This window comes from Streptomyces sp. TLI_185, assembly GCF_003814765.1.
Lineage (GTDB): Bacteria > Actinomycetota > Actinomycetes > Streptomycetales > Streptomycetaceae > Streptomyces.
The window spans coordinates 8,711,196-8,734,040 of sequence record NZ_RKRB01000001.1 but is presented as its reverse complement, the minus strand read 5'-3'; the positions used below and the strand labels follow the sequence as shown (position 1 = coordinate 8,734,040).

The 22,845-nt window shown below is 71.1% G+C and carries 26 protein-coding genes and 3 pseudogenes; 9 read left to right on the top strand and 20 right to left on the bottom strand.

Features of this window, described 5'->3' with window-relative positions:
• The first annotated feature begins 73 nt into the window (after positions 1 to 73).
• Both EDD92_RS40150 and EDD92_RS40145 read left to right on the top strand, forming a co-directional pair.
• A pseudogene (locus EDD92_RS40150) lies at positions 74 to 779 on the top strand (transketolase).
• A gap of 53 nt (positions 780 to 832) precedes the next feature.
• Positions 833 to 1,756 (top strand): transketolase family protein, encoded by a 924-nt coding sequence (locus tag EDD92_RS40145; protein ID WP_123968834.1) that lies wholly within the window; start codon positions 833 to 835, stop codon positions 1,754 to 1,756.
• 283 nt (positions 1,757 to 2,039) lie between these two features.
• Here the strand turns inward: EDD92_RS40145 and EDD92_RS40140 are convergent, their stop codons facing one another.
• The 8 genes from EDD92_RS40140 to EDD92_RS40105 all read right to left on the bottom strand — a co-directional run bounded on the left by EDD92_RS40140 (position 2,040) and on the right by EDD92_RS40105 (position 9,105).
• A complete protein-coding gene (locus tag EDD92_RS40140) occupies positions 2,040 to 3,311 on the bottom strand; it encodes an MFS transporter (protein ID WP_123968833.1) in 1,272 nt (423 codons plus the stop codon).
• 318 nt (positions 3,312 to 3,629) lie between these two features.
• Entirely contained in the window at positions 3,630 to 3,989 is a 360-nt protein-coding gene (locus EDD92_RS40135; RefSeq protein WP_123968832.1) for an MmcQ/YjbR family DNA-binding protein, read from the bottom strand.
• Between the two features lie 78 nt (positions 3,990 to 4,067).
• Positions 4,068 to 4,601, bottom strand: a complete 534-nt coding sequence (locus EDD92_RS40130) for a GNAT family N-acetyltransferase (RefSeq protein WP_260327097.1) — start codon at positions 4,599 to 4,601, stop codon at positions 4,068 to 4,070.
• Positions 4,598 to 5,182, bottom strand: coding sequence for a helix-turn-helix domain-containing protein (locus EDD92_RS40125; RefSeq protein ID WP_123968830.1), 585 nt, complete (start codon positions 5,180 to 5,182; stop codon positions 4,598 to 4,600). The genes EDD92_RS40130 and EDD92_RS40125 overlap by 4 nt, the downstream gene beginning before the upstream one ends.
• Positions 5,183 to 5,311: 129 nt before the next feature.
• Positions 5,312 to 6,214, bottom strand: a complete 903-nt coding sequence (locus EDD92_RS40120) for a LysR family transcriptional regulator (protein WP_123968829.1) — start codon at positions 6,212 to 6,214, stop codon at positions 5,312 to 5,314.
• A gap of 36 nt (positions 6,215 to 6,250) precedes the next feature.
• On the bottom strand, positions 6,251 to 7,444 hold the full coding sequence (locus EDD92_RS40115) for a glycine C-acetyltransferase (protein WP_123968828.1): 1,194 nt from the start codon (positions 7,442 to 7,444) through the stop codon (positions 6,251 to 6,253).
• Positions 7,445 to 7,480: 36 nt separating this feature from the next.
• Complete coding sequence (gene tdh, locus EDD92_RS40110) at positions 7,481 to 8,509, bottom strand: L-threonine 3-dehydrogenase (protein WP_123968827.1); 1,029 nt, start codon at positions 8,507 to 8,509, stop codon at positions 7,481 to 7,483.
• Positions 8,510 to 8,697: 188 nt separating this feature from the next.
• Entirely contained in the window at positions 8,698 to 9,105 is a 408-nt protein-coding gene (locus EDD92_RS40105) for a RidA family protein (RefSeq protein WP_123968826.1), read from the bottom strand.
• A gap of 137 nt (positions 9,106 to 9,242) precedes the next feature.
• On the opposite strand from EDD92_RS40105, the gene EDD92_RS40100 reads away from it, so the two are divergent.
• From EDD92_RS40100 to EDD92_RS40090, 3 genes are all read left to right on the top strand, one after another.
• Positions 9,243 to 9,623, top strand: a complete 381-nt coding sequence (locus EDD92_RS40100) for a helix-turn-helix domain-containing protein (protein ID WP_123968825.1) — start codon at positions 9,243 to 9,245, stop codon at positions 9,621 to 9,623.
• A gap of 767 nt (positions 9,624 to 10,390) precedes the next feature.
• Positions 10,391 to 10,726 carry a CBS domain-containing protein gene (locus EDD92_RS40095; RefSeq protein ID WP_260327095.1) on the top strand — a complete coding sequence of 112 codons (336 nt, stop codon included), beginning with the start codon at positions 10,391 to 10,393 and terminating at the stop codon, positions 10,724 to 10,726.
• Between the two features lie 62 nt (positions 10,727 to 10,788).
• A complete protein-coding gene (locus EDD92_RS40090) occupies positions 10,789 to 11,082 on the top strand; it encodes an SCO5918 family protein (RefSeq protein WP_123968823.1) in 294 nt (97 codons plus the stop codon).
• 6 nt (positions 11,083 to 11,088) lie between these two features.
• Here the strand turns inward: EDD92_RS40090 and EDD92_RS40085 are convergent, their stop codons facing one another.
• The 3 genes and pseudogenes from EDD92_RS40085 to EDD92_RS40075 all read right to left on the bottom strand — a co-directional run bounded on the left by EDD92_RS40085 (position 11,089) and on the right by EDD92_RS40075 (position 12,906).
• Positions 11,089 to 11,304 carry a hypothetical protein gene (locus tag EDD92_RS40085; RefSeq protein WP_123968822.1) on the bottom strand — a complete coding sequence of 72 codons (216 nt, stop codon included), beginning with the start codon at positions 11,302 to 11,304 and terminating at the stop codon, positions 11,089 to 11,091.
• Between the two features lie 330 nt (positions 11,305 to 11,634).
• Positions 11,635 to 11,838 (bottom strand): annotated as a pseudogene (locus EDD92_RS40080) (SDR family NAD(P)-dependent oxidoreductase); the annotation flags it as partial.
• Positions 11,839 to 11,967: 129 nt separating this feature from the next.
• Positions 11,968 to 12,906, bottom strand: a complete 939-nt coding sequence (locus tag EDD92_RS40075; RefSeq protein ID WP_123968821.1) for a LysR family transcriptional regulator — start codon at positions 12,904 to 12,906, stop codon at positions 11,968 to 11,970.
• Positions 12,907 to 13,014: 108 nt separating this feature from the next.
• On the opposite strand from EDD92_RS40075, the gene EDD92_RS40070 reads away from it, so the two are divergent.
• From EDD92_RS40070 to EDD92_RS40055, 3 genes are all read left to right on the top strand, one after another.
• A complete protein-coding gene (locus EDD92_RS40070) occupies positions 13,015 to 13,317 on the top strand; it encodes a muconolactone Delta-isomerase family protein (protein WP_123968820.1) in 303 nt (100 codons plus the stop codon).
• Positions 13,314 to 14,570: a YbfB/YjiJ family MFS transporter gene (locus EDD92_RS40065; protein ID WP_185124275.1), complete on the top strand. Its 1,257-nt coding sequence runs from the start codon at positions 13,314 to 13,316 to the stop codon at positions 14,568 to 14,570. Before EDD92_RS40070 ends, EDD92_RS40065 begins: the two co-directional genes overlap by 4 nt.
• 209 nt (positions 14,571 to 14,779) lie before the next feature.
• Positions 14,780 to 15,385: a GPP34 family phosphoprotein gene (locus tag EDD92_RS40055; RefSeq protein ID WP_123968819.1), complete on the top strand. Its 606-nt coding sequence runs from the start codon at positions 14,780 to 14,782 to the stop codon at positions 15,383 to 15,385.
• A gap of 142 nt (positions 15,386 to 15,527) precedes the next feature.
• Here EDD92_RS40055 and EDD92_RS40050 read toward each other — a convergent pair.
• The 8 genes and pseudogenes from EDD92_RS40050 to EDD92_RS40015 form a co-directional block, all read right to left on the bottom strand.
• Positions 15,528 to 15,914, bottom strand: a pseudogene (locus tag EDD92_RS40050) (TetR/AcrR family transcriptional regulator); the annotation flags it as partial.
• 56 nt (positions 15,915 to 15,970) lie between these two features.
• Positions 15,971 to 16,552 carry a GAF domain-containing protein gene (locus EDD92_RS40045; protein WP_123968818.1) on the bottom strand — a complete coding sequence of 194 codons (582 nt, stop codon included), beginning with the start codon at positions 16,550 to 16,552 and terminating at the stop codon, positions 15,971 to 15,973.
• A gap of 60 nt (positions 16,553 to 16,612) precedes the next feature.
• Complete coding sequence (locus EDD92_RS40040; RefSeq protein WP_030936139.1) at positions 16,613 to 17,212, bottom strand: ATP/GTP-binding protein; 600 nt, start codon at positions 17,210 to 17,212, stop codon at positions 16,613 to 16,615.
• Positions 17,190 to 17,561, bottom strand: a complete 372-nt coding sequence (locus EDD92_RS40035; RefSeq protein ID WP_030936141.1) for a DUF742 domain-containing protein — start codon at positions 17,559 to 17,561, stop codon at positions 17,190 to 17,192. The genes EDD92_RS40040 and EDD92_RS40035 overlap by 23 nt, the downstream gene beginning before the upstream one ends.
• Before the next feature lie 2 nt (positions 17,562 to 17,563).
• Positions 17,564 to 17,998, bottom strand: a complete 435-nt coding sequence (locus tag EDD92_RS40030) for a roadblock/LC7 domain-containing protein (RefSeq protein WP_030936144.1) — start codon at positions 17,996 to 17,998, stop codon at positions 17,564 to 17,566.
• Between the two features lie 74 nt (positions 17,999 to 18,072).
• Complete coding sequence (locus tag EDD92_RS40025; protein WP_123968817.1) at positions 18,073 to 20,211, bottom strand: sensor histidine kinase KdpD; 2,139 nt, start codon at positions 20,209 to 20,211, stop codon at positions 18,073 to 18,075.
• Positions 20,212 to 20,595: 384 nt separating this feature from the next.
• Positions 20,596 to 21,006 carry a VOC family protein gene (locus EDD92_RS40020; protein WP_030936149.1) on the bottom strand — a complete coding sequence of 137 codons (411 nt, stop codon included), beginning with the start codon at positions 21,004 to 21,006 and terminating at the stop codon, positions 20,596 to 20,598.
• 99 nt (positions 21,007 to 21,105) lie between these two features.
• Positions 21,106 to 21,498, bottom strand: a complete 393-nt coding sequence (locus tag EDD92_RS40015) for a helix-turn-helix domain-containing protein (RefSeq protein ID WP_260327088.1) — start codon at positions 21,496 to 21,498, stop codon at positions 21,106 to 21,108.
• A gap of 112 nt (positions 21,499 to 21,610) precedes the next feature.
• Here EDD92_RS40015 and EDD92_RS40010 point away from each other — a divergent pair, with 112 nt between their 5' ends.
• Positions 21,611 to 21,997: a cupin domain-containing protein gene (locus tag EDD92_RS40010; protein WP_123968816.1), complete on the top strand. Its 387-nt coding sequence runs from the start codon at positions 21,611 to 21,613 to the stop codon at positions 21,995 to 21,997.
• A gap of 44 nt (positions 21,998 to 22,041) precedes the next feature.
• Here the strand turns inward: EDD92_RS40010 and EDD92_RS40005 are convergent, their stop codons facing one another.
• The gene (locus EDD92_RS40005) at positions 22,042 to 22,830 is read right to left on the bottom strand and encodes a DUF429 domain-containing protein (protein WP_123968815.1); all 789 of its coding nucleotides are present in this window, start codon (positions 22,828 to 22,830) and stop codon (positions 22,042 to 22,044) included.
• Between the last annotated feature and the right edge of the window lie 15 nt (positions 22,831 to 22,845).

Genomic DNA, 22,845 nt, shown 5'->3' with positions numbered 1-22,845 from the left:
TTGTGCGCGGCAGACGAAGAGCTGGCAGCGGGCGCTTGACCTTAAGTTTGGTTGAGGTTGCACGATCGTCCGCATGACGATCACCGAGGAACAGCGGCGTACGTACGCGTACGAGCATCTGCCCAGGCTCATGGGGCTGATGACGGGCGACGAGAAGCACGGCCCGGCGGCGACGTCCACGCTGGACGTGCTGTGGGTGCTGTACGACCGGGTGCTGGGGGTGGGGCCGGAGCGGGTGGGCGACCCGGGGCGGGACCGTTTCCTGCTGTCGAAGGGGCACGGCCCGATGGCGTACTACGCGGTGCTCGCAGCCAGGCTTTTTGCCCGTGGACTGGCTGCCGGGGTTCGGCTCGTACGACTCTCCGCTCGGGCACCACCCGGACCGTGTGCTGGTGCCGGGGGCCGAGATCGGCAGTGGGTCGTTGGGGCACGGGCTGCCGATAGGTGTGGGTACGGCGCTGGGGCTGCGCGCCCAGGGGTTGCACGAGCCGCGGGTCTGGGTGCTGATCGGGGACGCCGAGCTGGACGAGGGCAGCAATCACGAGGCGATCGCCTTCGCGGGGCCCGCCGGGCTCGAGCAACTGCACACCGTCGTGGTCGACAACTCCTCCGCCAGCCATGCCCGGCCCGGCGGTATCGCCGCGCGTTTCCAGGCGGCGGGCTGGTCCGCGGTCACGGTCGACGGCCGCGATCACGAAGCACTCCGTGCTGCCTTCACCGCTCCGCATCCGGGCCGCCCGCATGTCGTCGTGGCCCGGGTGGAGCCGAAGAGCGCCTGAGACCCGCTGCCTCCTGCGGTATTTCCTCAACCACGAGAAAGGCCAGACCTCCCATGGACTCCATGCGTGACCGTTTCGCCCCTGTCATCTCACGGCTGCTCGACGAGAACCCGCGGGTCGCGGTCGTCCTCGTCGAGATCGGCAAGGACGGTTTCGCCGAGGCTCGGCGGCGACATCCGGACCGGGTCCTGAACGTCGGCATCCGCGAGCAGCTGCTGATCGGGGCCGGTGCGGGGCTGGCGCTGACCGGGCTGCGACCCGTCGTCCACACCTTCGCCAGCTTCCTCGTCGAGCGGCCCTTCGAGCAGGTCAAGCTGGACCTCGGGCATCAGGACCTGGGCGCTGTGCTGGTCAGTGCCGCCGGGTCCTTCGACTGGCCGGCCGGTGGATACACGCACATGGCTCCCGGCGACGTGGCTCTCCTCGACACCCTGGACGGCTGGACCGTGCACGTGCCCGGGCATCCCGACGAGGCCGAGACGCTGCTACGGCATGCGGTCGCAGCGGGCGACGACAAGGTGTACGTGCGGTTGTCCGTGCAGGCGAACACGGCGGGGCTTCCGGTCGACGGCGAGCGTTTCCTCACCGTCCGCGAAGGTCGCTCCGGTGTTGTCGTCGCCGTCGGACCGATGCTGGACGCCGTGCTCGCCGCGACGGAGGGGCTCGATATGACCGTGCTGTACGCGACGACCGTACGGCCCTTTGACTCAACCGCACTGCGCCGGGCAACGGAGACGGCCGGGACGGATGTCGTCCTCGTCGAGCCCTGTCTGGCGGGCACGTCGACGACCGCCGCGAACGACGCGCTCTCCGACCTGCCCCACCGCGTACTCGGACTCGGCGTGGGCCGCCGTGAGCTTCGCCGGTACGGCCGCGTCGAGGAGCACGTGGCAGCACACGGCCTGGACGCCCGGTCGCTGCGGGAGCGGATCGGCGGGTTTGTATCGGGCGGGCGGGTGGCTGCGCAGGTCGGGTGAAGCGGGGCGTCGGCGGGTGGCACGGGGGCGTCGGCGGGTGTCCAGGGCGAGCGCGAACGAGCCGGCGGTGTCGGTGAGTGAGTCAGGAGCGATGGCGGTGAGCCAGGGCCTTTGGCGCGTGGCGGCTCGACGTGCCGCGTGCAGCACAGCGCGAGCCGAGTAGGTGGATGTCCGCCGTCAGCCCGTCATCTCCGGGCACGACCGCCTGTCTGCCGCACCCGTGCCGCCGCCGGTGCGTCGGCGCGTACCGGGAGAGAGCAAGCCAAGCAAGGGAAGTCCGCCGTCAGCCCCTCGCCTGCGAGCGCGGCCGCCGGTCTGTCGCTCCCGTGCCCGAACGCCCCGTCAGTGCGTCGGCGCGTATCAGGTTGCGTATCGCCGGTACCGACAGGAGGGAGATCGGGATGGCGAAGCTCATCGCTCCGGCGGCGAGGAGGACGTGGTCGGCGCCGACAGCCGTGGCGGCGGGGCCGGCCAGGGCCTGGCCGACCGGCATCATCGCGAGGGAGCCGGCGACGTCGTACGCGTGGATGCGGTTGAGGACGTCGGGCGGGACCTGGGTCTGGACGCTGGTCGCCCACATCACGCCCCAGAAGGACATCCCGGCCCCGGCGGCAGCCGCTCCGGCCGCCATGGCCGGTACGCCGAGGCCGGCACCGACGGTCGCCGGGAAGCCCGCGAAGGCGAACAGGGAGATGGCGCCGGCGCGCAGCATGCGGCGGGGGCGCAGGCGCAGGGCGAGGAGGCCGCCGATGACGGTGCCGGCGCCGAGGGCGGAGTTGACCAGGCCGTAGGCGCGCGGACCGTGCTGCTGTACGACCTCCGTTGCGACCAGCGGGACGGAAGGGCCCCAGACGGCGATCATGTACACGCACCAGACGGCGATCACGCCCCACAGCCAGGTCCGGGCTCTGAACTCCCGCCATCCTTCGATCAGATCGGCCCTGAAGGCGCTGCCGCCTCCGTGTCCCGTCGAGCTGCTGCCGGGAGCGAGCGGGGGAAGGCGGAGCAGCAGGAGGCACAGGGCGCTGACCGCGTATGTGGCCGCATGGGCCGCGAAGACACCGCCGGGTGAGGCGAAGCCCACCAGGACACCTGCGAGCGCGGGGCCCGCGAGCTGGGCCGCGGACTCGGCGATGCGTATGGCGCCGTTCGCGCCCTGGATGTCGGAGGCGAGCCGGGGCACCGTACTGGCGACGCCGGGCTGGAACACGGCGCCCGCGACACCGTTGACGAAGCCGATGGCGCAGATCTCCCAGAGCACGACGTGACCGGAGTAGAACAGCACCGCGGCAAGGGACTGTGTGACCAGGCGTACGAGGTCGGCGCCGATCATCAGCTTCTGCGTACTGATGCGGTCGGCGATCACCCCGCCGAAGACCACGAGGCCGGCGAAGGCGACGGAGGTCGCGGCCATTGCGAGGCCGACCGCGCCCGCTCCGTACCCGTGCTGCAGCAGGCCCGCGGCGAGGGCGACGGGCAGCATGGTGTCACCGAGCCGGGCGATGGCACGCGCGACGAAGAACAGCGCGAAGTCCCGCGACCACACCGGCCGCACGGCCCTCTGTCGTCCCTGTCGTCGTCCTTTGCCGCCCGTCGCCTTGCCGCCCGCAGTCCGGGTTTCGGCAACGATGTCATGCGGTCCGCGGACCGCTCCTTCCGAGCCGCCCTGTTGACCGCCTGCGCCCGTCCCGGCCCCCAGGTCCGATGGCTGTGATGACGTCCCGGTCACCCTGTCCGACTCCCCTCCCCGCTGCCCGATCCCCCACAAGTCCCGCACCCCGACGTCTCGGTGGTAGCCGAAGCCCCCTCCGCCCCGGCTCCCACACCCGCCTTCGGATCATGCCACGCACCACTGACAACGCTCGAAGTGTTTTCAGTCCGCGTCCGGCAGCCCCAACTCCGGGTAGGTGTCCAGCAGTCGGGGCGGGGCCGCCTGGCGCCAGGAGTCGGCGAGGATGTCGCGCAGTTCGCCCTCGTCCTCGATCGCGGCGAGGCGGGCTCTCACCCAGGCGAACTGCGCCTCGTGGTCGGCGATCCAGAACTTGCCCGGCTCGGCCAGCACCAGTTCGTCGCGCTCCTCCTTGGGGCAGCGCACGGCGATGGAGGTCTCGTCCTCGGGCAGCGTGGCGAACATCTTCCCCGCCACCCGGAACGTGGGCATGCTCCAGGCGATCTTCTCCGTCGTGTCCGGCAGGGCAAGGCAGATACGGCGTACGTCTTCGGCATCCGGCATGCTCCGCACCGTAGCGGCTGCCACTGACAATCACCTGGTGAGGGCATGGGGCAACCATGTGGCGAGAGCTTCGGGCGATTACCTCACGAGGTCGGTGGGTGCCAGCTTCTTGAAGTAGATCGACGTCGGCCGCAGCACGCCGTCCGGCGCTGCCGCGTAGTCCGGTATCGCGCCGATCCGGGTCCATCCGGCCGCACGGTAGAGGTGCTCGGCGAGGCTGTCGGTCTCGGTGTCCAGGTGCAGAAGGGTGAGACCGGCCGCGGCGGCCGCCTCCTCGGCGGTGGTCAGGAGTGTGCGGCCGAGTCCTTGTCCCCGGGCGTCCCGGTGCACCATCAGCTTGACCAGTTCGGCGCGGTGGCGGCTGTTGGGCTTGTCCGGGAAGGCCAGGCTGACGGTGCCCACCACTCGCTCCCCGTCGCGCGCCGCCCACACGGCGAGCTGCCCGGCGGCGACGGCCGCAGCGCGCTCCTTCCACCAGGTGAGCGCCGCCGCTCGGTCGAGCGGTGCGAGAAAGCCGATGGAGGCGCCGCCGTCCACGGTGTCGACGAGGAGGTCCGCCAACGCGTCCACGCGCGCGTGCAGTTCATCGCAGTCCAGTTGGTTCACGATCACGGCAGCACCACCGCCAGGACGTACCGCACGTCGTCCGGTCCCGTGCACCGGAACCGCGTCGGCCCCCATACCCGAAGCCGCAGACAGTCCCCAGTGCCGAGGTGGTGCTCCTTCTCCTGTGACGTCACCCGGAGTGCTCCCTCCAGCACCCAGATGTGCTGTTCGAGACCCGGCACGGGCGGCCGGTCGTAGGCGATGTCCGCGCCCGCGGTCAGCCGTCCCTCGACGAGCTCGCCGCGCAGCCCCGGGTGCGGCGGCGACACGGAACGTCGTACGAACCCGGAGGCCCGGTCCTCCCAGACCTGCTGCTCGGCGGCCGGTACCAGCAGCGCGGGCTCTGCCTCCACCTCGCTGAGCAGCTGGGACATGGTCCGCCCGTACACACCGCACAGGCGGTTCAGGAGCGAGGCGGTCGGGCTGATCTCGGCCCGTTCGGCACGGGAGAGAGTCGACCGGCTGACCCCGCTGCGCTCCGCCAACTCCCCCAGCGACCAACCCCGTTCGGCCCGCAGCTCGGCCAGCCGGGCACCGAGCCGGGCGTCGACCGGGTCGGGCCCGGTCTCAGCAACATCCTGTTTCATATTCGGGATGCTATCCCAAATCAGAGACGAACCACGCTGCGACTCCCGTCCCTCCATCCACCATCCACCGAAAAGAGTCGGTGTCGCGCGCATGACAATCCACACCGCCTGCGGCCGCCGGCCAAGTCCCTATACCCGCGCTGCCTCGTCGAGCGCCTCCAGCACCGGCCGGATCAGCGGGTGCTCCTCGGCTCCCCGGCGTACGGCCGCGAAGACCCGGCGAGTGGGTGCGACCCCGTCCACCGGCCGTACGACCACGCCCGTGAGGTCCATCCCGCGCAGCGCAGAGCGCGGTACGAGGGCCACGCCCGCGTCCGCCGAGGCGAGGGCGACGACCGCCCGGAAGTCGTCCGAGGAGTGTTCCAGGCGCGGCTGGAATCCTGCGCTCTCGCAGGCCAGCACGACCACTTCGTGGCAGGGGTTGCCGGGGTACGGGCCGATCCACGGGTCCTTGGCCAGGTCGGCCAGCGGGATCTCGGAGGCGTCGGCCAGCCGATGGCTCACCGGGACGACCGCGTCGAAGGGCTCGGCGTACAGCGGTACGTGCGTCAGGCGCGGGTCGTCGGCCGGCGGCGCCCCGCGGTACTCGACCGCCACCGCGACGTCGACCTGACGGTCCAGGACCATCGGCAGGCTGGCGTCGCCCTCGGCGTCCTGGACGCGGATGCGGATGCCGGGCGCGGAGGAGGCGAGGCGCGCCACGGCCGGCGCGACGACCAGGGCGATGCCGGTCGCGAAGGACGCGACGGTGACCGTGCCGGCGGCGCCCGAGCTGTATGCGGCGAGCTCGGCCTCCGCCCGCTCCAGCTGCGCGAGGACCGCGTTGGTGTGGCTGAGCAGGATCTCGCCGGCCGGGGTGAGCCGTACGCCCTTGGCGCTGCGCTCGACCAGGCGGTGGCCCGTCTCCTGTTCCAGTGCCGTCAGCTGCTGGGAGACGGCGGAGGGCGTGAGGTACAGCGCGGCGGCAGCCGCCGTCACCGTGCGGTGGTCGGCCACCGCACGGAGGATGTGGAGCCGCCGCGCTTCGATCATGGGATCGATTATCTCAATATGTCCGGGACGGCCGGATCAGGCCTCCAGTTCCGCCCGTGCCGCCACGAAGGCGTCCACGGCCCGGTTGACGTCGTCCGTCGAGTGCGCGGCGGAGAGCTGCACGCGGATGCGGGCCTGCCCCTGGGGCACCACGGGGTACGAGAAGCCGATCACGTACACGCCCCGCTCGAGGAGCAGCTCCGCAAGGCGGCCCGCCTTGGTCGCGTCGCCGATCATCACGGGTGCGATGGCGTGGTCGCCGGGGAGGATCTCGAAGCCCTCCTCGGTCATCCGGCGGCGGAACAGCGCGGTGTTCTCGGCGAGGCGGATGCGCAGGTCGTCGGCCGACTCCAGGAGGTCGAGAACCTTCAGGGAGGCCGCGGCGATCACGGGAGCCAGGGTGTTGGAGAAGAGGTACGGCCGCGAGCGCTGGCGCAGGAGCGCGACGATCTCGGCGCGGGCCGCGACGTAGCCGCCGGACGCGCCGCCGAGCGCCTTGCCCAGCGTGCCCGTGATGATGTCGACGCGGTCCATGACGCCGTGCAGTTCGGGGGTGCCGCGGCCGCCGGGGCCGACGAAGCCGACGGCATGGGAGTCGTCGACCATGACCATGGCGTCGTAGCGGTCGGCGAGGTCGCAGATCTCGCGCAGCGGTGCCACATAGCCGTCCATGGAGAAGACGCCGTCGGTGACGATCAGGCGGCGCCGGGCGTCGGACGCATCCTTCAACTGCCGTTCCAGATCGGCCAGATCACGGTTGGCGTAACGGAAGCGGCGGGCCTTGGACAGGCGGATGCCGTCGATGATCGACGCGTGGTTCAGGGCGTCGGAGATGACGGCGTCCTCGGGGCCCAGCAGCGTCTCGAAGACACCGCCGTTGGCGTCGAAGCAGGAGGAGTACAGGATCGTGTCCTCCTGACCGAGGAACACGGACAGCCGCGCTTCCAGCTCCTTGTGTACCTCCTGGGTGCCGCAGATGAAGCGGACCGACGCCATGCCGTAGCCCCACCGGTCCAGGGCCTGGTGCGCGGCGGCGACGACCTCGGGGTGGTCGGCGAGGCCGAGGTAGTTGTTGGCGCAGAAGTTGAGGACCTCGCCGGGGCGGCCGCCCGCGGTGACGTTCACGGTGGCGGACTGCGGGGTGCCGATCACGCGCTCGGGCTTGTGCAGGCCGGCGGCGCGGATCTCGTCCAGGGTGGCGCGCAGGTCGTCGCGCACGGAGTCGAACATGGGGAAGCTCCTGAAAGTGCTGACGGGTGAGGGGAGTCAGACGGTCCAGTCGAGGATGACCTTGCCGCCGCGGCCGCTCGCCGCGTCGGCGAACGCCGCCTCGAAGTCGCCGTATCCGTACCGGCCGGTGATCACGGGTGACAGGTCGAGGCCGGCTTCCAGCAGCACCGACATCGCGTACCAGGTCTCGAACATCTCCCGGCCGTAGATGCCCTTGACGGTGATCATCGAGGTGACGATGCGGGCCCAGTCGACCGGGAACTCCTGGGCGGGCAGGCCGAGCATGGCGATACGGCCGCCGTGCGTCATGTTTGCGATCATGTCGCGCATGGCCTCGGGGCGGCCGGACATCTCCAGGCCGATGTCGAAGCCCTCGCGCAGCCCCAACTCCCGCTGTCCGTCGGCGATTTCCGACTCCGCCACGTTCAGCGCGAGGCTCACGCCGATCTTCCTCGCCAGCTCCAGCCGCTCCTCGCTGACGTCGGTGATCACGACGTTGCGGGCGCCCGCATGCCGTGCCACCGCGGCGGCCATCAGGCCGATGGGGCCGGCCCCCGTGATGAGCACGTCCTCGCCGACCAGCGGAAAGGAGAGGGCCGTGTGCACGGCGTTCCCGAACGGGTCGAAGATCGCGGCGACGTCGAGGTCCACCGGCGCCCGGTGCACCCACACATTGGCGGCGGGCAGGGCGACGTACTCCGCGAAGGCCCCGTCCCGCCCGACGCCGAGCCCGACCGTGGCCCGGCACAGATGCCGCCGCCCGGCCAGGCAGTTGCGGCACTTCCCGCAGACCAGATGCCCCTCGCCGCTCACCCGGTCACCGACACTGACGTCCGCGACATCACGCCCGGTCTCCACGACCTCACCGACGAACTCGTGCCCGACCACCAGGGGCGTGCGGATGGCCTGCTGCGCCCAGCCGTCCCAGGCCCGGATGTGCAGATCGGTGCCGCAGATGCCGGTGCGCAACACCTTGATCAGTACGTCGCCGGGTCCGACGGCCGGCTCCGGCACGTCCGCGAGCCACAGCCCGGGCTCAGCCTTCTCCTTGACCAGCGCCTTCAACGCGGCTCCTGTGGGTGCGACCCCGGGTCCGGGCACGCCGAAGGCGCCCGTATCCGGGGAGAGGGGTGGAATCGCGTAGCAATCTGCCGTACGACGCCACCCGCGGTCCATCGAGGTTTTCTTAACCCGCGCCGCAGCTCCGCTTCACACCCGCCCCGCCCGCCTCACACCGGCCCAGGGGTACATGCTCAGTCGAGGACTGCGGTGGCTTCGATCTCGACCAGGTGCTCGTGGATGTCCAGCGCCGCGACGCCGATCAGCGTGGTCGGCGGCACCGGAGTGATCCCCAGCTTCGCAGCCGCCCGGGAGATTCCCTCCAGGAGCGGGGGCATCTTGTCGGCGGTCCAGTCGACGACATAGAAGGTCAGCTTCGCGACGTCGTCGAAGGAACCGCCGGCCTCCGCCAGGGCGGTGGCGATGTTGAGGTAGCACTGCTCGACCTGCGCGGCGAGGTCGCCCTCGCCGACGGTGGCCCCTTCCACGTCCCAGGCGACCTGCCCGGCGACGAAGACCAGCTTCGAACCGGAAGCGATCGCCACCTGCCGGTAGACGTCGATCTTCGGCAGTCCGTCGGGGTCCTTCAGCATGATTGCCATGGTGTCCGTCTCCTTGCGCGGGCTCCTGTGAGCCCCTGTTCGTCAAACCAGCTCGTGGTCTCTTGTGGTTACTCAGGAACGGTAGGAGAGTGTTCGTTGACATGGAAGAACGCACTTTTCAGTGACTGGGGAACCTGATGGTGACCAAGCAGTTCAGCGGCTCGGCCGAGGACGCCGACCTGCGGCGCGCCGACTCCCTGGGGCGGGAGATCTTCTCCGACATCGCCAACAAGTGGGCGCTGTTGATCATCGAAATGCTGGGAGAGGGCACGCTGCGCTTCAGCGAGCTGCGCGGCCGGGTCGAGGGCATCAGCCACAAGATGCTCACCCAGAATCTGCGGATGCTGGAGCGCAACGGCCTGCTCGTGCGGACCGTCCACCCCACCGTCCCACCCCGCGTCGAGTACACCCTCACCGAAGCGGGCCACGGACTGCGGGCGACGGTCGACGGGATGTGCGAGTGGACCTACCGGTACTTCCAGCACATCGAGTCCGCCCGGCGGCAATTTGAAGCTTGACTTGACGTGGCGCAGAGCTGATCGGAAATCTGCTACGGCCACTGCGAACCCACAGGTCCAGATGGCACGAATTGGACCAGATGGCATGAATTCATGAGATCCGCTCATCGATCTGTGGTAACGTGACAAATGTTGCAGTTTTGGTTACCAGAGACATCAGAAATCCCGGGAGCTCTTCCGACTTTGCGTCGATGAGCACCCTTTCTTGTTTCCGAAGCTTTCCGGTTCTTTTCGGAGGGGCGATCATCGCGGCGACTCCGGATCCGCAAGGGTTTCGGCTTCCGCGGATCCATTGGGAATTCCTCGATAAGTGCCGCATCGAGGAGGGTTCTGCATGAACCGCACCGGTCGCACGACCGACGGCTCATCCCGCTTGCCCGGCACAAAAACGGGGAGCCGAAGCCCCCCTTCCCGTCCGGCTGAGGTCGGACGGAATGACTGCAAGAACCATTCCGCCGTATTCCGCAAGAAGTTCGCGCTGCCGAAAACCGTCGCCCGCCGCTGTCGGCTGTTGACGCTTTCGACGACCTCGATCTGCCCCGCTCGGTCCCCCGGCCACGCGGACGGGCGGGCCGTCCCGCGCCCCAGGTTCCCGCCGAGCACGAACGCACAACGCCCATCGGCGTTCGGATGAACCATCCGGTCGTCATGCATGCCCGCCCCGACGAAAACCCGTCGTAGAGGAGAAGCCATTGACGCCAGACCGAACTCGTTGGCCCCATAGGGATGCTGAGACCGCCGACACCGGCCTGACGGCCCGGTGCGCAATGGACGTCCCCGGACCCCAGGTCGACGAGCACATGACGGTCGACGTGGCCCTCTCCGTCCTCATCGGTGCCCGCGTCCCGCACCTGCTGCTGCGGGACGAGGACGGCCGGTGCGCAGGTCTGGTCACCAGGGCTCGGCTCTCCGACCACCGCGGCGGCGCGTGGTATCGCGACCGCACCCGGCTGCGGGACATCCCGTACGACCGGGGGCCGTTGACCTCGTCCGCCGCCGCCCTCGGTGCCGCGAAGGCCGCCATGCGGGTGCGCACAGTGCCCGCCTCACCCGTGGTCGACGAACACGGCTGTGCCCTGGGCGTCCTCGCTCTCCTCCCCTGACCGACCGCACGGCGTCGGACCGGGCTGGTCCGGCATCTCCCTCTCAACCCTGTGGAGGCATCATGCGCTGCGTCATCGCCCGTTTTCCCTTCGACTTCACCAAGTTCGAGGTGGAGCAGTCGATGGGGGGCATCAAGCCGGAACCCGTTACCGGGGTGTCCGTGACCATCGGCCGTCGCGTCTACCCGGTCATGCAGGTCGGGGAAGTGATCACCAGACAGAGTCGCCGCGACTTCACCGTGGGTGAGGTCCGCAGGGCGCTGACCCAGCTCGGCTTCACCTGCCACGACGCCCCGCCCGCCCCGCCCGTGCAGCGGCCGGCGCCCTGGCAGGCGACGGCCGCGGAGTGGGACTGACCGGCGTCATGGTCTGAGGACCAGGGCCCTGCGCGGGGCGGGCGGGTGCGCCGCGAACCCACCCGGGAGGCACCGCCGGCCCCAGGAACGCAGGGCCTCCAGCGTCGCGGTGTCCCCACGGCACACGAGGGTGACACCGAGGGCCGCGCCGTGGTCGCGGAGCAGCTGCTTCTGGAGGCGTCGGGCGAGGTTCCAGTCGCGGCCCTGGTACTGCCGGCACACCTCGGGCGGGACGACGATCTCGGGGATGGCGAAGAGCAGCCCCGCCGCGGCGAGACGGAACAGGCCCGTCGGCAGGTACGCGCCGAGCCCCTCCCCCCGAGGCGCCCTCGCCCCGTACGGGGAATCCGTAGGCCAGTCCCGTCGGGTGGGTGTTCCCGGCGAGCACCAGGGCGAAGCCGGGCCGTCGTACGGCGGTCGCCAGGCGTCTCACGAAGCGGGCGCGGGCTGCCTCGCCAGCGTCCGAGGTGTGCGTGTCCACGTCGCCCAACTCCTGCAGATGGTCGTCGACCTGGCATCGGGTCAGCGGGCGGAGCACGGCACCTTCCCAGGAGCGGCCGCGACGACCCGTTCCGCTGTCGCCGGGTCGGCGATGTCGCCCTGGACGGTGACGACGTCGGCGTCGTCGACGGGGGCAATGGTGCGCGAGGTGGCTACGACGGCGTACTCGAGCTTGCGGTAGCCCTCGACGAGGGCGGCGCCGATGCCCTGCGAGGCGCCGGTGACGATCGCGACCTTCTGGTTCTGCGCGCTCACGGTGACCTTCTCCCGAGGAACTGACCGGTTACCAGCCGACCGGTCGACTAATCGGAAGGTAGGACGGGGCACTCGACGACGGAAGGATCGGCTTGCTCCTGCCTGGGAGGCGCAGGCTTTCAGAACGGGTCAGCCTGGGAGCCTGTACGGATCGTCCGCGGGCAGCCAGGCGTCCGGGGCGTGGATTCCGAGGTCGCCGACGCCCTCGCACAGGGCGTCGACGGCAGCGAGGACTCCGGCGCGGTCCTCGGCCTCCCGCCAGACCACGGACCAGGTCCAGTAGACCTTCGGGGCGACGATCTCTCGGCGGACCAGGTCGGGCGGGAGCGGACTGGTCTGTCCCTTGGGCGAGTTGAGGACCGGGCGGCGGCAGCGGCGGACGTGGTCGAAGAAGGCCGGGCCGGTGACGGCACCGTCGGAGATGCGCACGGTGCGGGCCCCGGTGGCCTGTGCCAGCTCCTCCGCGTAGACGTTCCAGGACGCCCAGGAGGTGATGTCGTCGTCGATGAGGACGTCGGTGTCCTGGGCCGCCACATCCGTTACGTCATGGGTGTCGCCGCCCTTGGCGACGGCGTACAGCCGGTCGGCGCCGATCAGCCGGGCCCGCAGCCCGAGCCGCTCGAGGTCCTCGGTGCGCAGCCAGCACACGGCGAGGTCCAGGCTGCCGTCGGCGACCCGGGCGGCCTGGGTGTGCGAGGGGGCGACCCACGCGTCGACGTGCACGCGGGCCACCGCTGCCGTACGTGAAGTCAGGTCGGGGGGAAGCCAGTTGACGTAGCCGAGCCGTACCGACTGTGAGCCCGACAGCCGGCCGGCCCGGTGCTTGAGGTCGTCGGCCCGTTCCAGCAGGGCACGGGTGTGCGGGAGCAGGGCGGCTCCGGCGGGCGTGAGGGAGACCGAGCGGCGGTTCCGGTCGAACAGCCGGACGCCCAAGTCCCGTTCGAGGGCTTTGATCTGCTGGGAGAGCGAGGGGCCCGCGATGAGCAGCCGCTCGGCGGCCCGGCCGAAGTTCAGTTCCTCGGCGACCGCGACGAAGTAGCGCAGCTGGCGCAGTTCCACGCGCGCCATGCTACGCGCGCTGGGAGGCTGCGCCTATCAGCAGCAAGGCAGCCGGTCGTGGCATCGGCGCTGGTCACGGGCGCACGATGGGCCCACCAACGACGATCGGAGTACATCATGCGCGAGTTCCTGGTCGAGATCACCACCACCGTCCCCGAAGGCACCGGCCAGGACGAGGTCGACCGGCGGCGGGCCGCCGAGGCCGTCCGTGCGAGGGAGCTGGCCGCCACCGGCAATCTGGCCCGACTGTGGCGCCCCGTGGGCGAGTTGCGCAGCATCGGCGTGTGGCGGGCCGCCGACGAGGCGGAGCTGCACGAGAAGGTGCTCGGCACGCTGCCGCTGCGCCCGTGGATGACCCTTGCCGTCACCCCGCTCGAGTCCCACCCCAACGACCCGGGGCGGGTCGACGGCACCCGATGAGCACCCCCTCCCCTCCCTCCTCTCCCTCGTCCCCCTGGACCCATGTCGCCCAGGGCGCGGCGGCGCTCGCCGCGGGCATGGGGGTCGGCCGCTTCGTCTACACGCCGATCCTGCCCCTGATGCACACCCAGGCGGGCCTGTCCGCCGACGCCGGAGCCAACCTGGCGACCGCCAACTACGTCGGCTATCTCGTCGGGGCGCTCGCGGGCATTCTGTTGCCCGCGCTGGTCCGTTCACGCACTGTCCTGCGCGGCTCCCTTCTCGCGCTGACCACGACACTCGCCGCGATGCCCGTCGCTCAGAGCACCGCGGCGTGGGGCGCGCTGCGCCTGCTGGCCGGGGTGGTGAGCGCCCTGGTGTTCGTCGTCGCGGCCAGTTCCCTGCTGCACCATCTGCGCGGGCATCCGGCGCACCTGTCCGGCTGGGCCATCGGCGGCGTCGGCGCCGGCATCGCACTGTCCGGCCTGCTGCTCCTCGCGCTGCGGTCCGTCGCGGACTGGCGGGCCGCCTGGTGGGCCTCGGCCGTGCTCACCGCGCTGCTCACTGTCGGCGCGTGGAACCTGCGGCCGGAGGCGGCTGCACCCGCGAGCAGCGAGAAACCGGAGAGTACGGCGCCCCGCACACACCGCTGGTTCGGTGCGCTGTTCGTGAGCTACTCCCTGGAGGGCATCGGCTACATCGTCGCCGGAACCTTCCTGGTCGCGGCGATCGGTCAGGGGTCCCCCGGCTGGGTCGGCAACGGCTCCTGGGTGCTGGTGGGGCTGGCCGCCGTGCCGTCCCCGGCGCTGTGGGCGCGGCTGGGACGCCGCTGGTCCCGGCCCGCGCTGCTGCTCGCCGCGCTGGTGGTACAGGCGGTCGGCATCGCCCTGCCCGCACTGATCGGCGGAACCGCTGCCGCGCTCCTCTCGGCGGTGCTGTTCGGCGGCACGTTCCTGGGCATCAGCATGCTCGCCCTGGCCACCGGGGCCCACCTGCGCTTCCCCCGCTCGGTCGCCCTGCTGACCGCCGGATACTCCGTCGGCCAGATCCTGGGCCCGCTCGCCGTCGCCCCGCTGCTGCACCACGGCTACCACCGGGCGCTGCTCCTGGCCACCCTCGTGGTCCTCGCCGCGGCCGCGGCCGCCGCCGTGCTGCGGATCGGCTTCCCGCACCACATGGTCGTAGTACGACACACAGCCCCGCCGCGACAGCGAGAATCGACCGAGGACGCCCGGACTGCTCAGGGGCTGTCCGGCGGATCGGGGCGGCTGTAGGTAACCTCGCTTTGCAGCCGTCCCGAGCGGGGTTCGGTGCGTGCAGCTGCAAGGCGGAGGAGGGCGCCGACGCGGAGCGTCGGCAACCGACGACAACGCCGCAGATGTGCGTGTCAGCCCCCGCGACGCCGGCATGATCCGCCGGACAGGCGCTGGGGCCGGCCCCGACGCTCTCGCCCCGCACTCGGCCAACTGACGTGGAGCCGCTGATGAACACCGCACGGGACCTCGCGATCGTCGCCCTGGATGCGGCGCCCAGCCGTCAGGTCCAGCAGGGCGAGTTGTCGCTCGCACTCGCGGGAGCCGAGGTGCTCGACCTCATCGAGGCCCTGGCGCTCGCCCTGGACGGCGACCGCATCCTCCCCAGCGCCCCGTCACCCACCGGCGACCGCCTGCTGGACGAGGCCGTTTCCTCCCTCGTACGGCAGGAGCCGTACGAGTCGGTCGAGGAGTGGCTGTGGCGCCGGGGCCGCGGGCTGTCCTCGGCCTATGTCGACGACCTGGAGCGGGTGGGGCTGACCGCCCGGCAGCGCGGGCGCCGGATTCCGCTGCGGACCGGGCGGGCGGAACTGGTCGACTCGCCGGCCCGGCGGCAGGCCGAGGAGCGCTGGGCTTCGGGCGAGCCGGTCCTCGCCGCCCTTGCTGCTGCCGCCGGGATCCACGAAGAGCAGGCCGAGCACCAGGACGACCTCTCCGGTGAGGCGGTCACGACCGTGCTGGCCTCCGTCGGCGACGCGGTGATGGAGCTGGAGGCCGTACGACAGCGGAAGGCGATCGAGGACTCCGCCTTCGACAACGTGTGGCGCGGCTACTAGTCGCTCCGCGGGTTGCGCCGCTACTGGCCGTCGGTCTTCTGCGGGCACGTTGTGGCTGGTCGCGCAGTTCCCCGCGCCCCTTGGGGGCGCTGCCGAACCGTCGGACTTCGCCCTCCCCGCTCAGCGGCTGCTAGGAACCACCGCGGACCTCCTCGGCCCGGTTGCTCAGCTCCAGGGTGAGGTTGCCGAACAGACAGCCCGACATGGTGCCGCTGCCCTGCTGGGCGGCGCGCGGCCGGCCTCCGTCTCCTCGAAGAGCTGCCGCAACTGCTGCAGGGGTTCCGCGTCGCCGCCCAAGGCGCGCGCCCAGTCGCGCTGTTGGGCCGCCCAGTGTTCGTCGACGACGGTGAGCGCGAGGGCCTCCTTCGACTCGAAGAAGTAGAAGGAGTAGAAGAAGCTGCCTGCTGCCCTTCGGTACCCCGGCCGCCTTGCAGATCTCGGCCACGCCGAGCGCCGTGCAGCCGCGTCCCTCGATGAGGGAGCGTGCGGCACCGAGGAGCCTCTGCCTGGCGTCACTGGTGCGTCCCACGACCCGAGGGTACGTAGGTACTGGACCGGTCGGCCGGCGACTGACCGTGCCCGCCGTCACAGCAGCGGAAGCCCGTCCGCCTCCCGTCGCTCCAGCCGGGCGACCAGGTCCGCCGCCGTCGACTTGATGGTCTCCAGGCCGGGCCTGCCCCAGGGCCGTGGCTCAACGTCGACGACGCACACGGTACCGAGCACCATCCCCGTACTGTCGATCAGCGGTGCGCCCAGATAGGAGCGGATGCCGAACTCGTCGACCACCGGATTGCCCGCGAACCGCGGGTAGTCGCAGACGTCCTCCAGGACCAGGGCCTTGCGCCGCACCACCACGTGCGGGCAGAAGCCGTGGTCGCGGGCGAGTTCGCGGCCCAGGACGGGAGTGGTGCCGTCCGCCTTGACCACGGGCCGGGGGACGTCCGAGAGATGCAGGCCCGCGAAGAACTGCCGGTTCTCGTCGATGAAGTTGACCATGGCGTACGGCGCCCCGGTGAGCTCGGCGAGGTGGTCCGCGTAGGCGTCGAGGGCGGGGTCCGGGTGTTCTGCGAGGCCCAGTTGACCGAGGCGCCGGGCCCGGGCGGGGGCCTCCTTGTCCTCGGGGGTGAGCAGCAGACGACCGGCCGGGCGCGACGGGTCGTACCTCATGGGCGGGCTCCGTCACTGTGGACGCAGGGCATATACGGGCTCCGTGGCGGTGTGCGGGGATCACATGTGGGCGCCGTGGCTCGGCGCATGCGCCGGCGCGTGGGCGATGAGGTGCCGGACGAGGGTGAGCAGGGTCTGCACTCCTGAGCTGGAGATCCGGGCGTCGCAGCGCACGACGGGGATCGCCGGGTCGAGGTCGATGGCGGCGCGGACCTCCTCGGGGTCGTAGCGGTACGAGCCGTCGAACTCGTTGATCGCGACGATGAAGCCGAGGCCGCGCTGCTCGAAGAAGTCGACCGCCGCGAAGCACTCCTCCAGACGGCGGGTGTCGGCGAGGATGACCGCGCCGAGCGCGCCCTCGGAGAGCTCGTCCCACATGAACCAGAACCGCTGCTGCCCGGGCGTGCCGAACAGATACAGCACATGTTCCGGGTCGAGGGTGATGCGGCCGAAGTCCATGGCCACCGTCGTCTCGACCTTGTTCTCGATCCCTTCGAGAGAGTCGGTCGCGGCGCTGACCGTGGTGAGCAGTTCCTCCGTGCTGAGCGGCGCGATCTCGCTGACCGCGCCCACGAAGGTCGTCTTGCCGACTCCGAACCCGCCCGCCACCAGGATCTTCAGTGCGGTGGGGAAGGGGTCAGAGCTGTCGTCGTAGTCCATCGAGCACTGCCTCCAGAAGGGCCCGGTCAGTCGGGTTGTGGTGGAACTCGGGTGGCTTGGTGGTGAGCGCCCCGCAGTCGACGAGGTCCGACAGCAGCACCTTGGTGACCACCGCCGGCAGCTTCAGTTGCGCGGCGACCTCGGCGACCGAGACGGGCGCGCGGCACAGGTCGAGCGCCTGCGCATGTTCGGGGCCGAGGTAGCCGAGGGGGGTGGCCCCGGTGGCCATCACATGCGACAGCAGGTCGAGGGCGATGGTGGGCCGGGTGCGTCCGTTGCTGACCGTGAAGGGGCGCACCAGCCGACCGGCCGCGTCGTCGAGCCAGGGCCCGTCGCCGACCGCCGCCACGCTCAAGGCCTCATCGCCGTGGGTTCGACGGCGTGCTGCCGGGGCGCGGTGACGAGGTAGGGGCGGACGCTCTTGACCAGCATTGCCATCTCGTAGCCGAGCACCGCCGCGTCGGCCTCGCGGCCGGCCAGTACGGCGAGACAGGTGCCGGAGCCGGCGGTGGTCACGAACAGCAGGGTCGAGTCGAGTTCGACGACGACCTGGCGGACGTCGCCGCCGTCGCCGAAGCGGACCCCGGCGCTGCGGCCGAGGGAGTACAGGCCGGAGGCCAGGGCGGCCATGTGGTCGGCGCTGTCCGGGTCGAGGCCGTGGACCGACTTCACGAGCCCGTCGCAGGAGAGGAGTACCGCACTGGTCGTGTGGGGTACGCGCTGCACGAGGCCGCTCATCAGCCAGTCGAGATCGGATACATGGCCGGTCGGCGCATCGCTCGCCATGGTGGATCGACTCCTTGGGGTACGAAGGTCTGCGGGAGCGGTGGGGGCGGTAACGGGGGTGGGGACAGGGGTGGTCATCCGGCTGGTGCGCTCCCGTCGTGCCGGGTGGGATGGTCGGTGCCGCGCGCGGACGCGGGGCGTGCCTCGGCTATGTGGGCCGGGTCCATGTGCGATACGTCCACGGACGGCGGCGGAGTGGTGGCGGTGACGTCCGTGTGGAGAACGTCCAGGGGCGAGCTCGGGAGGATGGACGCTGCCTCTGTGTGAGCCGGGTCGGTGAGCGGGCGCGACTCGATGCGCGGCGCCTGCTCCATGGGCTCGGCGGCCATGTAGGCAGACTCCATGTGTGCCGACTCCACGTGCGCCGAAGCCATGTGCGCCGACTCCATGTGGTCCGGCTCCAGGTGCGCGGTCGACGCCGTGTGTACGGCCCCCGTGTAGTCCGAGTGCTCCGCGTACTCGGCGCGCTCGGACTCGAGGTTCTGCTGGGCCTCCGCCAGGCCGATGCCGCGCTGGAAGGCGGCCATCAGACCCGGGTCGTGGCCGGCGAGGTGGTCGGACTCCTGGCGTGGCGCCGGGCCGTCCCGCAGCTGGGGTGCGATGTGCTCCTGGGCGCGGCGGCGCGGCAGTTGGGGCTTGCCCATGGTGCCGCGGACGGTGCCGGTGCGGGGCGTGGGCGGCGTGGCGGCGTTCTCCGCGACCAGCCGCCGGTCGTCGGGCCGGATGCCGGGCAGAGCCTCCGCGGGATTGGCCCGCTCCTCGTGGGCGCCGCGCACCGGGAGCGGTGCGGGTCCGCTGCCGCTCTGCGTGCTGCCGTTGAGCGGGCCGGCGTTCGCCGCGGCGACCGTGGACTGCGCGGGCGGCGGGGGCACGACGCGAGACCCGAGGGTCTCGGGTCGGGGCCCGGGCGGCGCCTGCGGCTGGGACCGCGGCGGTACGGACGGCTCGGGCATCCCCATCACGCCCGTGACACCGTGCGGCTGCGCTGCACCCCCGGGAACGCCCGGCGTCGAGCCCAGCAGCCCCTGCGGTACGACGAGAACGGCCTGCACTCCGCCGTAGATGTTGGTCTGCAGCCGGACGTTGATGCCGTGCCGCCGCGCGAGCTGCGAGACGACGAACAGTCCGATGCGGCCGTCCGCGAGCAGGCTCGCCACATTGACCTGGTCCGGGTCGGCGAGCAGGGCGTTCATCTTCTTCTGTTCGGCGACCGGCATGCCGAGGCCGCGGTCCTCCACCTCGACGGCGAGTCCCGAGGTGACGAGGTTGGCGCGCAGCAGGACCTGGGTGTGCGGTGCGGAGAACACCGTGGCGTTCTCGACGAGTTCGGCCAGCAGGTGGATGACGTCGGCGACGGCGTGGCCGCGCAGGGTGCCGTCGATCGGGGGCACCAGCTTGACCCGGGAGTACTGCTCGACCTCGGCGATGGCGGAGCGCAGCACCTCGGTCATGGAGACGGGGTTGCTCCACTGCCGGCGGGAGACGGCGCCGCCGAGGACGGCGAGGTTCTCGGCGTGCCGGCGGATCCGGGTGGCGAGGTGGTCGACGTGGAAGAGGCCCTTGAGCAGGTCGGGGTCCTCGATCTCGTTCTCCAGCTCGTCGAGGATCGAGATCTCCCGGTGCACCAGCGACTGCAGGCGCCGGGCGAGGTTGACGAAGACCTCGAGCTTCTGTTCGCTGCCCGCCTGGCTGGAGAGCTGGGCGGCCTGCACGACGGCGGTGACGGCGCCGTCGTGCGCGCGGGTCAGGTCGGCGGCGAGCAGCTCGAAGTCGTCGGCATCGTCCGCGGGAGAGCTGCGCGGCTTGCGCGGGGGCGGGGTGTCGCCGCGGCGCAGCGACTCGACGAGGGCGCGCAGGTCGGCCTCGCCGCGGCCGCTGATGCGGCGCAGGGCGCCGAGGCGGTCGCTCACCGACCGGGCGGTGCGGTCGGCGGCGACGGATGCGATCAGGATCGCTGCGAGCGCCACCGCTGCGGCGCCGGCGAGCACGCCCCACAGGGTGAGGCCGGGCCGTGCTCCGGTGGTGCGGACGGTGAACAGCACGGCCGCGCTCGCGCTCAGGGCGACCGCGATCGGCGGCAGCACGGCGAGCCGCAGCAGCTGGGGCCGTATGTGCGTCTCGGGCAGCGAGGGTACGGGACGGGCAACCGGCCGTCCGTGCCGCCCGCCCTCGCGGCGGTCTGCGCGTGCGGCCGGTGCGCGAAGGTGAGACATCGGTGTCCTCGTCGTACTGATCCGTCGGTGCCTGGGGCGCGTGCTGCGCGGTTCGGGCATGCGTTGCCCGATGGACACTCACAGTAGTCGCCAACGCATCATGTGCGGTGGGCAGTTGACAAAGTCCCCCGGCGAGCGTCCCGCTCTGGTATGAGACTTCGTACGACAGACCGATAAACCCAGCGGGCGCGTGATCCCGCTCAATGAAGATTCGATCAGAGCCGGTCAGGAGCGGTCACCAGGAAAGGGTGAGGGCCGGGGAGCGACTGCTTCCCGGCCCTCACCGAATGCCCTTTTCTGTCCGCCCGACAACCCGCCGGGACCGTTTCGGGACGCTCACACGCCTCCAGAAGTCATCCCCCGAACGTCACTCAGCGTATTGGCCTAAGCCTTCGGCTGGGTGAACCTGATGCTGTTGCCGAACGGGTCCCTCAGACCGCAGTCGATTCCGTACGGCCGCTCGGTGGGCTCCTCCGTGAACTCGACGCCCTTGGCCTTGAGGGTCTCGTACGTCTTGCGGCAGTCCTCGGTCCGGAAGATGAGGAAGCCGCCCGTCGCGCCCTTGGTCAGCAGCTCGCGGACCTGTTCCGCGGTCTCCTCGGACAGCCGCGGCGGGCCGGGCCGCTCCAGCAGGACCTCGCGGTCCGGCTGGCCGGGGACGTTGACGGTGAGCCAGCGCATGAAGCCGAGGTCGGCGTCGGTGTTGACCTCCAGGCCGAGCTTGCCGACGTAGAAGTCGAGGGCCTCGTCCTGGTCGAGGACGTAGATCTGCGAGTGCGTGATTGCTGTGAACATGTGCATCACGCTACGAGCCCCGCACCGCGAAAACTTATCCAAAACTGCTCTGTCCACCGAAGAGCGAGCAGAAGGACGAGCACAAGGACGAGGGGACTGTCAGGCGCTCGGCCGCATCCACGCCATCGTGAAACAGGTGGGGACGTCCACGGCGACGGCCTGTTTGCGGTACTCCCTGGGCGAGCGGCCGACGACGTCGCGGAAGGTGCGGCTGAAGGTGCCCGGGCTGCCGAAGCCGACCTCGAAGCAGATGTCCGTGACGCTGCGGTCCGTCTCCCGCAGCAGGAACATCGCGCGCTCGACGCGGCGGCGCTGCAGATAGCGGTGCGGTGTCTCGCCGAACGTGGCGCGGAAGGTGCGGGCGAAATGCGCCGGGGAGACATGGGCGATCCGGGCCAGGGCGGGCACGTCCAGCGGCTGGGCGTAGGCGCGGTCCATCGCGTCCCGGGCCCGCAGCATGCGGCGGTTCGTTTCTTCTGCGGCGCGGCTCACGGCGCCATCACACCATGGTTCGCCCAAGGGTTCCGCTCTGGTGGTGGGCCGCCTGGCTAGCCTGGTGAGGAGACGGAGCCGCCGTTCGACGGCCCGAGCCGAAGGAGCCTTCATGGAGCTTCCACGCGACGAGGTGACCGTCGCCCGTCCCGGCGACCGACGGCCCGGGCCCGCAACAGCGGGAATGGACCGGCAGGAGGCGTTCGCCACCGACGGCATGTGGGCGGGATTCGTCCGCACCGAACCCGGGACGGTCTCCGGCTGGCATCACCACGGCGAGCACGAGTCGGTGATCTACGTCCTCACCGGGGCCCTCAGGATGGAGTTCGGCCAGGACGGCTCGCGCACGGTCGATGCCGGTCCCGGCGACTTCGTCCACGTGCCGAAGGGCGCCGTGCACCGGGAGAGCAACCCCTCGGCGGAGCCTGCCGACATCATCGTCACGAGGGCGGGGACGGGGCAGTCCACGTTCAACGTGGACGGGCCCGCACAGGGCTGAGACGCCCACTCCGCCCACTCCGCCCACTCCGGCCGTCGGTGTCGTCAGCGAAGGGCGGCCAGGTCCCCGCCCGGCAGGTGGATCCAGCCCTCCTGCCGGGCGGCGGCACACTCGTCCGCGGTGCGCGGCCACCGGGTGTCCCCGACCAGGACGGCCCTGGCGACCAGAGCGCAGAGCAGGGCGTCGAGATGGTCGTGGCTGTCGGCGCACGTGGAACGCACCGGCTCGGGCAGGACCAGTCCCAGGCCCTCCTCGACCGCGAGAAGAATGTGCTCGCGGACCTCGCGCGCTTCGGGCGTGGCGCTCTTGTAGCTGCGGGCCGGGCGGATGCCCCACCGCCGCAGCGCGGCGGCCGGGTACACCTCGGCGACCCGGCCCGACCCGTCCCGGGGCACAGGGGTGTCAGCCGCCGCGAGCGCGTCCAGGAGACGGGCGGCACGCAGCGCCACGACGCCCAGCAGATCGGTGGACACCGACAGCGGAGGGCGCATCGAGGTCGTCTTCCAGGTGAGGTCGTCGGTCAGCCGGAACCGCAGCGCGTCCAGGCCGGGACGGCCGTCCGTGCGCTCCTGGAACCGCGCTTGCGGCGGCAGCCGTATGCCCTGGTGGTGGGCGAGGACCGTGGCCACGAAGCTCGACGGCCAGCCGAGCGGACAGTCGAGGCCGGTCTTGTCGGCGGCCCGGACCAGCGCCAGCAGGTCCTCGTCCCCTTCCGGCACGACGAACTCCGCCGTCAGATCGCCGTCGGCTGCCCACAGCACGCGGCACACGGCGGTACGCCGTGCACTGGCAGCCAGGTCGACCCCGACCGTCACCGTCTGCTGATGGCTCATGCCGGGATCCTCTCC

Bases quoted from the DNA above. Each gene is read 5' to 3' on its own strand.
- EDD92_RS40095 (WP_260327095.1), top strand. From the start codon at position 10,391: ATGGACGTCCCCGGACCCCAGGTCGACGAGCACATGACGGTCGACGTG.
- EDD92_RS40040 (WP_030936139.1), bottom strand. From the start codon at position 17,212: ATGGACTACGACGACAGCTCTGACCCCTTCCCCACCGCACTGAAGATC.
- EDD92_RS40145 (WP_123968834.1), top strand. From the start codon at position 833: ATGGACTCCATGCGTGACCGTTTCGCCCCTGTCATCTCACGGCTGCTC.
- EDD92_RS40120 (WP_123968829.1), bottom strand. From the start codon at position 6,214: ATGATCGAAGCGCGGCGGCTCCACATCCTCCGTGCGGTGGCCGACCAC.
- EDD92_RS40090 (WP_123968823.1), top strand. From the start codon at position 10,789: ATGCGCTGCGTCATCGCCCGTTTTCCCTTCGACTTCACCAAGTTCGAG.
- EDD92_RS40030 (WP_030936144.1), bottom strand. From the start codon at position 17,998: ATGGCGAGCGATGCGCCGACCGGCCATGTATCCGATCTCGACTGGCTG.
- EDD92_RS40055 (WP_123968819.1), top strand. From the start codon at position 14,780: ATGAACACCGCACGGGACCTCGCGATCGTCGCCCTGGATGCGGCGCCC.
- EDD92_RS40010 (WP_123968816.1), top strand. From the start codon at position 21,611: ATGGAGCTTCCACGCGACGAGGTGACCGTCGCCCGTCCCGGCGACCGA.
- EDD92_RS40125 (WP_123968830.1), bottom strand. From the start codon at position 5,182: ATGAAACAGGATGTTGCTGAGACCGGGCCCGACCCGGTCGACGCCCGG.
- EDD92_RS40135 (WP_123968832.1), bottom strand. From the start codon at position 3,989: ATGCCGGATGCCGAAGACGTACGCCGTATCTGCCTTGCCCTGCCGGAC.
- EDD92_RS40105 (WP_123968826.1), bottom strand. From the start codon at position 9,105: ATGGCAATCATGCTGAAGGACCCCGACGGACTGCCGAAGATCGACGTC.
- EDD92_RS40045 (WP_123968818.1), bottom strand. From the start codon at position 16,552: ATGAGGTACGACCCGTCGCGCCCGGCCGGTCGTCTGCTGCTCACCCCC.
- EDD92_RS40075 (WP_123968821.1), bottom strand. From the start codon at position 12,906: ATGGCGCGCGTGGAACTGCGCCAGCTGCGCTACTTCGTCGCGGTCGCC.
- EDD92_RS40100 (WP_123968825.1), top strand. From the start codon at position 9,243: ATGGTGACCAAGCAGTTCAGCGGCTCGGCCGAGGACGCCGACCTGCGG.
- EDD92_RS40065 (WP_185124275.1), top strand. From the start codon at position 13,314: ATGAGCACCCCCTCCCCTCCCTCCTCTCCCTCGTCCCCCTGGACCCAT.
- EDD92_RS40005 (WP_123968815.1), bottom strand. From the start codon at position 22,830: ATGAGCCATCAGCAGACGGTGACGGTCGGGGTCGACCTGGCTGCCAGT.
- EDD92_RS40025 (WP_123968817.1), bottom strand. From the start codon at position 20,211: ATGTCTCACCTTCGCGCACCGGCCGCACGCGCAGACCGCCGCGAGGGC.
- EDD92_RS40115 (WP_123968828.1), bottom strand. From the start codon at position 7,444: ATGTTCGACTCCGTGCGCGACGACCTGCGCGCCACCCTGGACGAGATC.
- EDD92_RS40020 (WP_030936149.1), bottom strand. From the start codon at position 21,006: ATGTTCACAGCAATCACGCACTCGCAGATCTACGTCCTCGACCAGGAC.
- EDD92_RS40070 (WP_123968820.1), top strand. From the start codon at position 13,015: ATGCGCGAGTTCCTGGTCGAGATCACCACCACCGTCCCCGAAGGCACC.